13 protein-coding genes and 1 tRNA gene are annotated in these 12,498 nt (G+C 60.7%); 7 read left to right on the top strand and 7 right to left on the bottom strand.

Annotation, left to right across the window (positions count from 1 at the left end):
* Positions 1-32: 32 nt before the first annotated feature.
* The 3 genes from ABWU19_RS09210 to ABWU19_RS09200 are packed head-to-tail and all read right to left on the bottom strand — an operon-like array spanning position 33 to position 4,455.
* Complete coding sequence (locus tag ABWU19_RS09210; protein ID WP_435901408.1) at positions 33-1,778, bottom strand: glycoside hydrolase family 13 protein; 1,746 nt, start codon at positions 1,776-1,778, stop codon at positions 33-35.
* Positions 1,775-3,103 (bottom strand): sugar ABC transporter permease, encoded by a 1,329-nt coding sequence (locus ABWU19_RS09205; protein WP_435901407.1) that lies wholly within the window; start codon positions 3,101-3,103, stop codon positions 1,775-1,777. The genes ABWU19_RS09210 and ABWU19_RS09205 overlap by 4 nt, the downstream gene beginning before the upstream one ends.
* Positions 3,103-4,455 (bottom strand): ABC transporter permease subunit, encoded by a 1,353-nt coding sequence (locus ABWU19_RS09200; protein WP_435901406.1) that lies wholly within the window; start codon positions 4,453-4,455, stop codon positions 3,103-3,105. Before ABWU19_RS09200 ends, ABWU19_RS09205 begins: the two co-directional genes overlap by 1 nt.
* A gap of 223 nt (positions 4,456-4,678) precedes the next feature.
* Here ABWU19_RS09200 and ABWU19_RS09195 point away from each other — a divergent pair, with 223 nt between their 5' ends.
* The gene (locus ABWU19_RS09195) at positions 4,679-6,280 is read left to right on the top strand and encodes a succinic semialdehyde dehydrogenase (protein WP_435901405.1); all 1,602 of its coding nucleotides are present in this window, start codon (positions 4,679-4,681) and stop codon (positions 6,278-6,280) included.
* Between the two features lies 1 nt (position 6,281).
* Here ABWU19_RS09195 and ABWU19_RS09190 read toward each other — a convergent pair whose 3' ends face one another.
* From ABWU19_RS09190 to ABWU19_RS09180, 3 genes are all read right to left on the bottom strand, one after another.
* A complete protein-coding gene (locus ABWU19_RS09190; protein WP_435901404.1) occupies positions 6,282-6,923 on the bottom strand; it encodes an anti-sigma factor domain-containing protein in 642 nt (213 codons plus the stop codon).
* Positions 6,920-7,474 (bottom strand): RNA polymerase sigma factor, encoded by a 555-nt coding sequence (locus ABWU19_RS09185; RefSeq protein WP_435901403.1) that lies wholly within the window; start codon positions 7,472-7,474, stop codon positions 6,920-6,922. The genes ABWU19_RS09190 and ABWU19_RS09185 overlap by 4 nt, the downstream gene beginning before the upstream one ends.
* Before the next feature lie 156 nt (positions 7,475-7,630).
* On the bottom strand, positions 7,631-8,050 hold the full coding sequence (locus ABWU19_RS09180; protein WP_435901402.1) for an OsmC family protein: 420 nt from the start codon (positions 8,048-8,050) through the stop codon (positions 7,631-7,633).
* Between the two features lie 160 nt (positions 8,051-8,210).
* Here ABWU19_RS09180 and ABWU19_RS09175 point away from each other — a divergent pair, with 160 nt between their 5' ends.
* The gene (locus tag ABWU19_RS09175) at positions 8,211-9,026 is read left to right on the top strand and encodes a metalloenzyme (RefSeq protein WP_435901419.1); all 816 of its coding nucleotides are present in this window, start codon (positions 8,211-8,213) and stop codon (positions 9,024-9,026) included.
* A 193-nt stretch (positions 9,027-9,219) separates the two neighbouring features.
* Here ABWU19_RS09175 and ABWU19_RS09170 read toward each other — a convergent pair.
* Positions 9,220-9,294: transfer RNA gene (locus ABWU19_RS09170), tRNA-Thr, on the bottom strand.
* Between the two features lie 49 nt (positions 9,295-9,343).
* On the opposite strand from ABWU19_RS09170, the gene rph reads away from it, so the two are divergent.
* From rph to ABWU19_RS09145, 5 genes are all read left to right on the top strand, one after another.
* Positions 9,344-10,060: a ribonuclease PH gene (gene rph, locus ABWU19_RS09165; RefSeq protein ID WP_435901401.1), complete on the top strand. Its 717-nt coding sequence runs from the start codon at positions 9,344-9,346 to the stop codon at positions 10,058-10,060.
* Between the two features lie 240 nt (positions 10,061-10,300).
* Positions 10,301-10,912: an RdgB/HAM1 family non-canonical purine NTP pyrophosphatase gene (rdgB, locus tag ABWU19_RS09160; RefSeq protein ID WP_435901400.1), complete on the top strand. Its 612-nt coding sequence runs from the start codon at positions 10,301-10,303 to the stop codon at positions 10,910-10,912.
* A 177-nt stretch (positions 10,913-11,089) separates the two neighbouring features.
* Positions 11,090-11,467, top strand: coding sequence for a cupredoxin domain-containing protein (locus ABWU19_RS09155; RefSeq protein WP_435901399.1), 378 nt, complete (start codon positions 11,090-11,092; stop codon positions 11,465-11,467).
* 25 nt (positions 11,468-11,492) lie between these two features.
* Positions 11,493-11,903 (top strand): thrombospondin type 3 repeat-containing protein, encoded by a 411-nt coding sequence (locus ABWU19_RS09150; protein WP_435901398.1) that lies wholly within the window; start codon positions 11,493-11,495, stop codon positions 11,901-11,903.
* Positions 11,904-11,962: 59 nt separating this feature from the next.
* Entirely contained in the window at positions 11,963-12,445 is a 483-nt protein-coding gene (locus tag ABWU19_RS09145; protein WP_435901397.1) for an SDR family NAD(P)-dependent oxidoreductase, read from the top strand.
* The last annotated feature ends 53 nt before the right edge of the window (positions 12,446-12,498 follow it).

Genomic DNA, 12,498 nt, shown 5'->3' with positions numbered 1-12,498 from the left:
AGCCCAGGGCGCAGGACGGGATACGACCTGGGTTACTTATGGCGCAGGCGGAATACCCCCAGCCCCTCCAGCCGCACAGGGCCCTGCAGGCGCCCGCCGGTAAGCAGGTTTTCTGAATGGGGTAGCTCAATCTTGGTGGGCTCGAGGGCCGCGTAGACCCAGACCTCTTCCCCCTGGTACAGGCGCTTGAAGGCCAGCAGTTTTTCCGAAACCTGCAAGGGCTGTAAGCCCCCCCGGCGCAGGGCGGGGATGCTTTTTTTCAGGTGGATGAGGGTTTTGCACCAGGCCAGCACCTCCTGGTTCCACCGTTGCTCGTCCCAGGGAAAGGTACCCCGGCACATGGGGTCGCCGTTCCAGTCGTGGTAGGGGTTGCTCTGGTCGAGCCCGATCTCGTCGCCGTAGTAGAGGCCCGGCGCTCCGGGGAAGGTCAGCAGAAGGCCCAGGGCCAGCTTGAAGCGCGCCACATCCCCCCGCAGCCGCCAGAGGGCCCGGGGGATATCGTGGCTGCTAATCAGGGTGTACATGCTCTGGCGCAGCTGGAGCGGCAGGGCGCTGTAGTGGTCCCACAGGGTGTCCCAGAGCTCCTGGGTCGAGACCGCCACCTCCCAGCCGTACACATTTTTGCCCGATAGCCACTCCAAAAGGGGGTTGGCAAACCCGGCGTAGTGCATCGAGCCATCCAGGGTGTGGGCCCTAAGGGTGGGCAGGGTGTCGAAGAACAGCTCGCCAAACACCAAGGCCTGGGGGTTTTCCTCCATGCTGTTGTGCTTGATCAGGCGCAGGATTTCGGCATTGCGGCGGTCGGTGCCCCCTTCGCCTATTTGGTGGGCCACATCCAGCCGCCAGCCATCGGCCCCCTTGCGAATCCAGTGCCGCACCGGGGCGTGGTAGCCATCAATCCAGCGCTCGAGGGTCAGGGGGCTGGCATAATCCAGCTTGGGCAGGGTTTTGACCCCAAAGAAGGCGGCATACGAGCCGTCGGCATAGAAGGTAAACTCTTTGGCCTCGGGCGCGGTGGGGTCTTGCAGGGCTTTTTGGAAGTCGGGGTGGGTGTTGCCGATGTGGTTGAACACCCCGTCCAGCACCAGTTTCATACCCCGCTGGTGCAGGGCCTCGAGCAATCTTTCGAAGGCCGGGTTGCCGCCTAAGTGAGGGTCTACGTTGTGGTAATCGCTGGCGTCGTAGCGGTGGTTGGAGCCTGAGGGCAGAATGGGGGTCAGGTAAAGGGCCTCGATGCCCAGCTCTTGCAGATAGTCGAGCTTCTCCAGGATGCCCTCGAGGTCGCCCCCATAGTGCTGGATGGGCCCCTCGCCCGGCCCATAGTCCACCGGTTCATCCCATTCTTTGTGCACGATGGGCCGGCCCATATACACCCACTCGCCGCTCTGGGGGTCGTTGTGGGGGTTGCCGTTGCGAAAGCGGTCGGGAAATATCTGGTAGAACACCGCCCCTACTGCCCAGTCGGGCACCGTGGGCTGGGCCAGCAGGTAAAAAAACTTGTCGTAGCGGGGCATGGCCCCGTGCAGCCCACCTGCCGTCAGGTAGGCCTTTTCCTCGCTCAGAAAAAAGCAGTAGCGCAGGGGCGAGGTGTAGAGCGGCAGCCGGATTTCCAGCCCTCCCGCCACCCTTTTCATCGGACGGCGCTCCACCTCGCCGTAGCGCTCGAGAATCAGGAAGCCAGCCTTAGCCGGTGTGCGCAGGCGCAGGGTGATTTCCTGCCCCAGCTCGGGCTTTAGAGGGTCTACACAGAAGGGCTCCCAATCGTGGTAATGCCTCATTCCTTCACCGAGCCCGCGGTATACCCCGAGACAAAATAGCGCTGGAAGCCGTAGAAGGTCAGCAGAATGGGCAGCGAGCCCAGCACCGAGGCCGCGGCAAACAGCCCCCAGCGGGTGGAGAACTGCCCGGTGGTAAAGTTGCGCAGCCCCATTCCCACCGTCCAGGACTCCACTCCGGTCAGGAACAGGTTGGCCACAATAAACTCCGAGTAGGTGCCCACGAACTGTAGCAGGAATATAAACACAAACATGGGTGCCGAAAGCGGCATCAGGATTTTGGTAAAGACCTGCCACTTGCTGGCCCCGTCAATCAGGGCGGCCTCCTCCAGACTTTTGGAGATGCTTTCTAGAAAACCCTTGTACACCCAGGTTCCAAAGCTAATAATCCCCCCCGAGTAGGCCAAAACCAGGCCAGTAAAGGTGTTCAGCAGGCCCAGGTTGGAGATCAGGATGTAGGTCGCGACCAGGCCCAAGAACCCCGGGAACATCTGGATAAAAATGAAGACCAGTAGCATCGAATAGCGGCCTGGGAAGTCGAAGCGGGCGAAAGCATAGCCGGCTGTAGCCGTGAGCAGCACCGCCAAAATGCCCGTAATGCCAGATACAAACAGGGTATTGCGCACCCAAAGCACAAATTTAGCCTCGGTGCCCTGGCCGGTAAACTGGCTGGGGGAGATGAAGATCACCAGCAGAAAACCCAGGATGGCAAAAGCCGTCAGGCTGCGTCCTTGCAGCCGGCCCCAGCGGCTGTCGCTGCTGTCATCGCCAATGATGCGCCTGTAAGCAGCCAGCACCAGTACCAGCAGCAAGCATAGTGCCGCCACCAGCAGCATCAGTGCTTGATAGGGGTAGATGATGATGCCATCGAAGAGCTGGATGTAGTTTTCCCAGCTGAGCTGGGAGAAATCCGGTAGCACCCTGGCCCGAACCAGCAGGTTGTCGCTGGCGGGGGGCAGGATGCGATAAAGGGTGTTGCGGGGGTCGAATGAGGCCGCCAGGATTTGCAGTACCGGATAATAGGCAAAGAGCAGCACCAGGAACATGAATAGGTGCGTGAGACCTTGCCCAAAGAGGGGCAAGAAGCTGCGCTTGCGGTTTGCGCGGCTATTGTTGATATACGTGACCAGCCAGGCATAGGCCAGGATCAACCCGACAACGACCAGAAGGCCGCTCAGGGCGTAGACCCAACCGTTCTCAATGCGGACAAAACCCGGCGGCGTGTTGGGCTGGATGCGGGCCAAGAGGCTGGGGAAATACACAAACAGCACCCAGGCCACCATCAAACCCAGGGCGGCCCAGCCAGAAAACCGCAGAAAAGCGGTCATTAGCGCACCTCCTTCAAGGCGCCGGTGAAACGGAAGTTGATCAGGCTGATTGCTACCGTGAGGAAGAAGATCAGGATGGAGATGGCCCCGCCCAGACCATAGGCCTGCCCCCCATCGGCCTGGAAGGCGGTTTTATAGGCCCAGGTGATCAGGATATCGGCGGCCTGGGCTGTGGAAGGTCGGCCTTCGACCCCAGGCTGGGCCCCCATCAGGTAGATCAGGCCAAAGTTGTTGAAGTTGAAGGCAAAAGACCCCAGCAGCAAGGGGATGAAAGGTTGACGCAGCAGCGGCAGGGTGATGCCGGTGAGGGTTTGCAGGCCGTTGGCCCCATCAATTTTGGCCGCTTCGTACACATCATCCGGGATGGTGGAGAGGGCTCCCAGGGTAGCCGTCATCCAGTACGGAAAGCCCAGCCACAGGCTGATCAGCAGGGCTGAGACCTTAAACCACTCCGGGTCGGTAAGCCAGGGAATGGGGTAGGTGCCCAGCAGCCCCAGCAAGCGGTTGATGGGGCCAAACTGCACATTGAGCATGGCGGTAAAAATCTGCACGCTGATTACCACCGGGATAGCCCAGGAGATGATCAGGGCTGTGCGGTAAAAGCCCCTTAAAGCCAGGTTTTTGTTGTTGAGCATCAGGCCCAGGATTAGCCCGGGGATGGCCCCCACAAAAACTGCACCCGCTGCGAAAATGATGTTCCAGATAAGAACCGGAATCAGAACGGTGCCGGCCCGGCTAAAGATTTCGGCAAAGTTGCGGAAGCCAATGAAGCGGAACTCGTTAATTTTGTAGACCAGTGTGGGCGTGAAGGGCGGGGGCGCAGTCAGGGTGATGACGCCCTCCGTGGCTTGCTCGGCCCTTACGCGGGCGCGTTGGGTTCGGGTGGTGATCTCCAGGGCCTGGCCTGCACAATTGGGTTGGTCGCAGCGCAGCAGGTCATGGGCGTTGCCGTCAACAAATAGCTGCCGACCCTCCACACGCACGATCTGGGTCTCGGTGGAGCGGTCGGGCTTGCCGTTTCGAATGCCGGTGTAATCGGTGAAAGCGTAGTAGATGGTCAGGACGATGGGAAATACGGTGAAGGCCAGCAAGAAGGTGATGGCCGGAAGAAGGTAGTACCAGTCGGTCAGGTAGGGAACCCGCCGCCCCAGCACAACCAGAATTGGAATGAGAACCAGTGTGGCGAAGATCAGGATCAGGTAGCCCGGGTAGCCTTCTTCTACTGGCCTGGGAAAAGCGGCCTGCAGGGCCCAGAACATGAGGAGCCCAAAGAGCGTAGCAACGATCAGGGCCCCCCCCAACAACCCAATAGCGATCAAAAAACCTCGAGCGCCTGGTGGAGAACGATACATAAAGACCTCCGTCGTGGGCGTTGTTTGGGATTGGCCCAACCAACGAGCCTTTTCGAACGCCCCCAGCATATACTCGAAGGTCTCAATTTGTAAGCCCCTCGAGGCTCAGGTATTGCCTGTAGGTCGCTATGGAAGCGCTTTTACCTATTTCTGGTTTGGGCCTGTGCAGGTGCTTGAGTAAGGTCTTGACGCGGCTGGCCTGCAAGTCCACCATGGGTTCAAGATGATCGAGACCGGACGACTTGGCGTCATCAACCCCGCCCGCGAGACCCCGCAGTTCACACCAGAGCTGCTGGAGCGCCTGGTCGGGCGGGTCTCGTTGTTTGGCCCGGGCACCCCCCATACCCTGTACTCGCCTTTTGATGGCAAGATCCTGGGGGTCATTCCGCTCTGCACCCCCGAGGATGTCCAGCAGGCCGTGCAACGCGCCAGGCGGGCCCAGCCTGCCTGGGCCAGGGTGGATACCAGGGCCCGGGCCCGGATTGTGCTGCGCTTTCACGACCTATTGCTAAAGCGGCAGGCCGAAATCCTCGACCTGACCCAGTACGAGACCGGCAAGGCCCGCCGCGATGCCCAGGAGGAACTGCTGGACTCGGCCATTGTGGCCCAGTTTTACGCCACGCGTAGCCCTGGCTGGCTGCGCCCAAAGCGCACCGGTGGAACCTTTGTGGGCCTGACCCAGACCTGGGAGTACCGCCACCCGGTAGGAGTGGTAGGGGTTATTTCACCCTGGAATTATCCGCTGGTGATGGCGGTGAGCGAGCCGATCCCGGCCCTGATGGCAGGCAACGCGGTGGTGCTCAAGCCCGACCCCCAGACCACCTTTACGGCCCTGTGGGTTCAGGCCCTGATGGAAGAGGCCGGATTGCCGCCTGGCCTGTTTCAGATTGTGACCGGGGGGGCAGAGGTGGGGGAGGCCCTGGTGGCCACGGCAGACTTCATCGCCCTGACCGGCAGCACCCCCACCGGGCGAAAAGTGGCCCGCCAGGCGGGTGAGCGCTTGATTGGGGTGAGCCTCGAGCTCGGCGGCAAAAACCCCATGCTGGTGCTGGAAGACGCCAACCTCGAGGCCGCCGTGGATGGCGCCATTCACGGCGCTTTTGCCAATGCCGGGCAGCTTTGCGTCTCCCTCGAGCGCATCTACGTGCACGAAAAGATCTTTGATGCCTTTGCCCGACGCTTTGTTGAAAAAACCTCGGCCCTGCGTCTGGGCGCTACCCTGGACCACCGTTCGCAGATGGGCTCCCTTACCGTCCAGCGGCAGTTCGACACCGTGCTGGCCCACGTGCAGGATGCGGTGGCTAAGGGGGCTCGAGTCCTCACCGGCGGAAGGCCCCGGCCCGACCTGGGGCCACTATTCTTCGAGCCCACCATCCTGACCGAGGTAACGCCCGAGATGCGCGTGTACAACGAGGAAACCTTCGGCCCGGTGGTCAGCCTCTACAAGTTTAGCGATGTGGAGCAGGTGCTTGCCCTCATCAACCAGAGCGAGTACGGCCTCAACGCCAGCGTCTGGACCAAAGACCTGGGCAAAGGCCGTGCGCTGGCCTCGCGCATCCAGGCCGGTACGGTCAACATTAACGAGAGCTACGCCGCCGCCTGGGCCTCGATGGACGCGACCATGGGGGGCTTCAAGGCCTCGGGCCTGGGGCGACGGCACGGCAAGGAGGGGCTTTACCGCTTTACCGAGGTGCAGACCATCGCCATCGAGCGCTTTGTTCCGGTCACCGGCCCGACCTGGCTACCCAGGGGCTGGTACGGGCGCATCGTGACTGCTGCCCTCAAAGCCCTTAAATGGCTCAGCCGCTGGTGGTACCGGGTCTAGATTAGGAGGTAGGCACACGGCCCAGCGGTTGGGTGGGTTGAGGGCTGCCGCCGGGTGGCTCGAGGCTAACCCCCATCAGGTCGAAGCCTTGGTAGTTGGTCTCAAAAATCCGCCCCGAGAAAACCCCCAGCGAAACCGGTTTTTCCCCACTTTTGCGGCCCCAGGCCTGGTAAACCTTGCCGGGTGGCGGTGGCTCGCGCAGCACCATCAGACAGGGCCCCTCTTCCCGCCACAGCATGGTGCCGAAGGCCTGGCCCTGGTCGTTTTTAATGAGCTGCCACTTTACCTCGGGGTCGCTTAGCCAGCGGGCCAGCCGGGCCTGCTCCTCGGCCAAAACCCGGTAACGGCGGTATTGCTCAAACCCCCAGCCACCCCAACCCAGCCCCACCAGCACCAGCGCCACCGCAATCCAGCGCAGGAAATCCCGCCTGGGAAAAGCCCTGCGCCGCACCTGGGCCCAGACCCGGCGAGGGGGTGTTACCGGCGGAAGACTCTCGGGCAGCTTGAACAGCACCGCCCGAAGCTCGGCAAGCTCTTTTTGCAGCTCGGGGGAGGTTTGCAGGGCCTGCTCGAGCTGGGTTTTCTCCTCGCCTTCCAGGAGGCCCAGGACGTAGTCGGGAAGTAGTTCGCGGAGGTCTTTCATGCTTCCTCCGAGACCGCGGTTCCCCCCAGGTACTCGCGCAGCTTGAGCAGGGCCCGGCGCAGCCGGGTCTTGACCGTGCCCAAAGGCAAGCCGTGGCGCTCCGCCAGCTCGCTGTGGCTGAAGCCATCGAAAAAGGCTTCTTCCAACAACCTGCGGTCGGTGGGCTCGAGCCTGCTCAGCGCCCGGCGCACCAGAACACGGTCGGTGGGGTCGTCCTCCCGCCAGAGGCCCAGCTCCTGCTCGGGGTTGTGCAGGTCGTGCGCTTCTACTTTCTGCGGCCTGGCCTTGCGGCTACGCAGGCGCGACAGGGCAAAATTACGCCCAATGGTGAACAAGAAAGCCACCACAGCCCCCCGCTCGGGCTGGTAGCGGGCGGCTTCCCGGTATAGCTGAACAAAGCTGTCTTGCAAGATTTCTTCGGCCTCCTCACGGCTCTGGAGCATCCGCAGGAGAAGGGCGTACAGCAAGGGGCTATAGCGGCGGTATAGCTCTTCCAGGGCACGCTCATCTCCCTGGGCAAGGCGCGACATCAGGTTAATGTCTGGCTCCACGCCTCTATTCAACACTACGTTGGGCTCTGGCGCTATAGATGTTTAAGTGAAACGGATACTCAAGCGCCTCGGAGGGCTTTCCGGTTTTATTCGTCGCAAGGGTCGGCTGAGCCTCTAGGGATTCCTTTTGGGGAACGGCTATACCCCTGGGGAAGATCACACCAGCTTTGCGTCCAGAGTAACCTCGGGAACCGCGGCCAGGGCCTTGGAGACGGGGCATTTGGCCTTGGCTTCCTGGGCCAGCTCCTGGAACCTTTCGGGGCTGATGCCAGGCACTTTGGCCTGCATGTGCAGCTCAATTTTAGTGATGGTGGGGCCATCCCCCAGGTGCACCCTGGCCGTGGCGCTCAGCTCCTCGGGCGGGGTATTGTTGTTGGTCAGGAGTGCCGATAAAAACATGGCGTAGCAGCCGGCATGGGCCGCCCCAATCAGTTCTTCGGGGTTGGTTTCGCTGCCGCTGGCAAAACGTGAAGCCCAGGTGTAGGGCCCTTCGTACACCCCGCTTTCCAGTTTCAGATGCCCCCGACCTTCTTTGAGTGTGCCTTTCCAAACTGCGCTGGCTGAACGTACTGGCATATATTTGCTCCTTTCGACACCTATCATGCAACCAGTAAGTCCGGTATGGCTGTGTCACAGGTCGCAAGTTGGGCTCCGGGCTTCTATGGCCGTCATGGATTTTCCGGCAGCGAGCATGGTGTTTGACCTTTCCCGACCCCAGGCGCACAATGCCATCGTGTTGGCTTTCTTGTTTGTAGATGGTCTGGGGCTCTCCAGTGACCCCCGCACATCCCTGAAGCGGGACCTGCCCACCCTGCGGGCTTTGAGCGGTGGGTTTAGCCAGGAGCCCTTTAGCCAGCCCAATCTAGCCTACCGGGTTCTGGACGCCCGGCTTGGGGTGGAGGGCCTGCCCCAGTCGGGCACCGGCCAGACCGCCCTGCTGACCGGGCTTAATGCAGCCCAGTTGCTGGGGCATCACCAGGGGCCGCACCCCCTGAGCAAGCTCCAAACCCTGCTAAGGCAAGAGAGCTTACAGGTCTGGGCTGCCCAGCAGGGCTTGCGGGTTTTGCATGCCAACGGCTACCGGCAGGAATACCTGGAAAAGGTGCTAAATAGCCGCCGCAATTTGCTGTCGGCCTTTGGCTTTGCTGCCAGGGCAGCCGGCTTGGGTCTGTTGCCCATAGACCACCCCCAGGCCATGCTGCCTGCTTTTTGGCCGGAACCCGAAGCCGCAGGGGAGCGCTTTGCCCACATCGCCCAGCGGCACGACCTGACCATTTTGGAAAACTGGGCGCTGGACTACTGGGGCCACCGCTTGCCGGAAAAGCTGGACGAGCGCCTGGTGGAACTCGACCGCTTCCTCCTGGGCTTCTTGAATGCAAACTCCGCCGCTACCCTGATACTTACCGCCGACCACGGCAACGCCGAGGAGCCCTGGCATACCCAGCACACCCTCAATCCGGTGCCCCTGGTGGTCTGTGGCCCGCTGGCGAACTCGGTTCCGGCTATGCACTCGCTGACCGACCTGGCCCCCTGGATAAAACAACAACTTTGAAGCAGAGCCCTGGCCCCTGGCAACACAGCCTTGAGGATTTGCCGAGTAAGAGCGCTGGGGCTGGTTGCTTGACCCTGAAGACCTGCTGAAGCCACGGGTCAAAGCGCAGGGAGTCAAAACTCCATTTGGGTCGAACGCTAGGGTCAAAGCTAAAACCGAGGTACAGGCGACCTCGGTTTTTTGCGTCCTGAACTGGAGCCGGTGGTCGGACTTGAACCGACGACCGCTCGATTACGAATCGAGTGCTCTACCGCTGAGCTACACCGGCACGCCTGGTTATTTTAGCGGTAATGGGCCATGTGGTAAAGTCTCGGGCGATGAAACGCAAGGATGGCCGTACAGCCGAGGAACTCCGCCCGCTCAAATTGCGCATGGGCTACATACATTATGCCGAGGGTTCGGCGCTGGTAGAACTGGGGAATACCCGGGTGCTGGTGAATGTTTCGCTGACCGACGGCGTACCCCGGCACGTTTCGGGCCGCGAGGGCTGGCTGATGGCGGAGTACAACCTGCTGCCCCGTTCTACTAAAGAACGCAAGGACCGTGAGCGTCAGAAAATCTCGGGTCGTACGGCCGAGATCCAGCGCTTTCTGGGACGGGCTTTTCGTGCGGCCCTGGACTTGAGCCTGCTGCCCAACAAAACGGTGGTGGTGGACGCCGATGTGATTCAGGCCGATGGCGGAACTAGGGTGGCTTCGCTCCTTGGGGGCTATGCCGCGCTCCACATGGCCATGGATCGGCTGGTGAACCAGGGCAAACTGGACGAATGGCCCCTGATCGAGTTTGCCGCGGTGAGCGTGGGCTGGATGAGCGACAATAGCTTGCTGCTCGACCTGACCCAGATAGAGGACGAGAACGCCTGGGCCGACCTGACCGTGGTGGCTACCCAGTCTGGCGATATCATCGAACTGCACGGGGCAGGGGAGGGTCGCCCGGTACCCAAAGCCACCTACCAGGCCATGCTGGAGATGGGTCTGGCACATATTCCCGAGATGGTGCGGAGGGTACACGCCCAGCTCAAGAACCGCGCCTGAGCTGGGCCGGGCCCGGTCAGAAAAGGAAAATGAGCGCAGGGCCAAGAACCCTTACCGAGAGGCAAACCCAGGGTAAGGCTGGCTTCACAGAGATACCCATCAAACTATTCAACGTAGCACCTCTCGGTGAAGCCAGGTGCGGCCCCTTCGGTTGGGGTGAGCAGTCTCCTGAACGGTGATTGTTCTCCCAAACTCGGCATAACCCATCCCAGGACGGGTTCTACAGATAAGATGTTATAGATGCGCCTGTTGATCGCTACCTCCAACCCAGGAAAGTTCCGCGAGATTAAGGAGGGGCTTGCGCCCTTGGGCTGGACGCTTTTTTCCTTGCTGGACTACCCCTTCAAGATGCCGCCCGAGGAGGGCGCTACCTTCGAGGACAATGCCGTGCTGAAAGCGGCTTTTGCTGCCAGGCACAGCGGCCTGCCTACTCTGGCCGATGACTCGGGCCTCGAGGTCGCTGCCTTGGGAGGGGAGCCAGGGGTCTACTCGGCCCGCTACGGCAATAAAAAAACCGATACCGAGCGCAACGTGTATTTGCTCGAGCGCCTCAAAGGAATTCCCCCCAACGAACGCAAGGCCAAGTTTGTGGCCGTGCTGGTGCTGGCCTACCCCGACGGCTACATGGAACTCTACCGGGGTGAGACCGAGGGGCAAATCCTCGAGGCCCCCAGGGGTGAGTGGGGCTTTGGCTACGACCCCCTGTTTTACCTGCCCGAGGCGGGCAAAACCTTTGCCGAGATGACCCTGGAGGAAAAAGCCACCCACTCCCACCGCGGCAAGGCCCTGCGCCAGCTGCTCGAGGCCCACAAGTCTGGCCCGCCCCGTAAGGAGCAGCCCCTAAGGGATTAGTTGCCGGGAGTTGGGGCGGGCATTGCAAGCCCTTGGCCGCGTTGTCGAACCCGTGAATCCGACCCCACACCTGCTGCGTATAAGTGGGTGGAGGGTAAACATATGAAACGATGTAGACCAGGCTAGGGGCTTGTCGGCTTTTTCGCTGCTGGTTGAGGGAGCGAGTATTATGAGGCTATGCGCTGGTTGCTGCTACTGATGTTGGGTGCGCTGATGTCGTGCCAGCCCAGTTCATCAAGCTGTGTGGTGATTGAGGCTTTGGGCATTGAGCGGGGCTTCAGGGTGGTGGGCACCGACAGCGCAAACGTGACCATCCGCCAGGGGGGCTGCATCGAGTTTGTAAACGTCGACCCAACTGGGACTGTGCATCTAGCACAGACCAAACCGAACTCGGGCGCACCTGAGAATTTCATCACGCCAAACTTGCTGCCCAATCCAGCACAAAAGGAAAGAGTAGTACTCAACCTTGCGGGTGAATACGAGTACATCTGCTCGTTGAACACCGGCAATGTGGTACACGCCAGAAACATGTTCGGCAAAATAACGGTTCGATAGCAGTGCGGCCCCAAGGAGGGCGTATATGCGAAAAGTAGGCTTTATTGTGCTCATGCTGGCCCTGATTCTGATGCCTTTTGTGCAGGCTCGAGGGCCTTACCGTTTGCAGGCCATTAGCCAGTTCAACCTTGTTGCCGATAAAGGCGATGTGCGCACGATTACCTGCCAGTACTGCCATGTGAACCCCAATGGTGGCGCACCCTGGAATGCTTTTGGCAACGAGGTGCGGGCGAACTTTAAGGGCAACATTGGCGAGGCCTTATACGAAACCCTGAAGGCCATGAAGGACTCCGACGGCGACGGCTACGCCGATGTGCTCGAGGTTTTTGCCGGAACCCTGCCGGGTGATGCCAGCAGCAAACCCCTGGTTACGCCGCAGTTCCTGATGCAGAGCCTGGAAAAAGCCGGAGGGCTGGAAATCTACAAACCCAAATAATAAAAGCATTGGTGTGGGCGAACCTTGTGTTCGCCCCGTATTTTTTGCACCATGAGGGCATGGCAAGTTTGCGAGGAAAAGTCGCTTTGGTTACCGGAGCTTCTTCCGGTATTGGCCTCGAGGTCGCCAGACAACTGGTTGCCAGTGGTGTGGGGGTGGGGCTTTTTGCCCGTAGCCAGTCTAAGCTGGCCCATATTGCAGGCGAGCTGGGCAACAGCCTGGCCTTGCCGGGCGAGGTGAGCCGCTACGAGGATCTCGAGCGGGCTGTACAGCAGCTCGAGGCCCGCTTTGGTGGCCTCGACTTCTTGATTAACAACGCTGGGGTGGGTATTTTCAAGCCTGTACACGAGCTGACCCCGGAAGAGTGGCAACAGGTTTTGCAAACCAACCTGACCGGCGCCTTTTATGCCACCAAAGCTGCCGTGCCGGCCATGCAGAAGCGCGGTGGGGGCTATATCATCAACATTGCTTCGCTCGCCAGTAAGAACGCCTTCGCCAACGGAGCCGCCTACAACGCCAGCAAGTTTGGTCTGCTGGGCTAAGTACACGACAAAACCCCGAGTAGGCAAAAGCAGGCCGCTCCTGTAAGGTGTTT

This window comes from Meiothermus cerbereus (assembly GCF_051297115.1).
Lineage (GTDB): Bacteria > Deinococcota > Deinococci > Deinococcales > Thermaceae > Meiothermus > Meiothermus cerbereus_A.
Note: the sequence above shows the minus strand (reverse complement) of the source record. Positions and strands in the feature narration are given on the sequence as shown.

Coding starts and splice junctions, on each gene's coding strand:
- ABWU19_RS09210 (WP_435901408.1), bottom strand. CDS start 1,778: ATGAGGCATTACCACGATTGGGAGCCCTTCTGTGTAGACCCTCTAAAG.
- ABWU19_RS09205 (WP_435901407.1), bottom strand. CDS start 3,103: ATGACCGCTTTTCTGCGGTTTTCTGGCTGGGCCGCCCTGGGTTTGATG.
- ABWU19_RS09200 (WP_435901406.1), bottom strand. CDS start 4,455: ATGTATCGTTCTCCACCAGGCGCTCGAGGTTTTTTGATCGCTATTGGG.
- ABWU19_RS09195 (WP_435901405.1), top strand. CDS start 4,679: ATGATCGAGACCGGACGACTTGGCGTCATCAACCCCGCCCGCGAGACC.
- ABWU19_RS09190 (WP_435901404.1), bottom strand. CDS start 6,923: ATGAAAGACCTCCGCGAACTACTTCCCGACTACGTCCTGGGCCTCCTG.
- ABWU19_RS09180 (WP_435901402.1), bottom strand. CDS start 8,050: ATGCCAGTACGTTCAGCCAGCGCAGTTTGGAAAGGCACACTCAAAGAA.
- rph (WP_435901401.1), top strand. CDS start 9,344: ATGAAACGCAAGGATGGCCGTACAGCCGAGGAACTCCGCCCGCTCAAA.
- rdgB (WP_435901400.1), top strand. CDS start 10,301: ATGCGCCTGTTGATCGCTACCTCCAACCCAGGAAAGTTCCGCGAGATT.
- ABWU19_RS09155 (WP_435901399.1), top strand. CDS start 11,090: ATGCGCTGGTTGCTGCTACTGATGTTGGGTGCGCTGATGTCGTGCCAG.
- ABWU19_RS09150 (WP_435901398.1), top strand. CDS start 11,493: ATGCGAAAAGTAGGCTTTATTGTGCTCATGCTGGCCCTGATTCTGATG.
- ABWU19_RS09145 (WP_435901397.1), top strand. CDS start 11,963: ATGGCAAGTTTGCGAGGAAAAGTCGCTTTGGTTACCGGAGCTTCTTCC.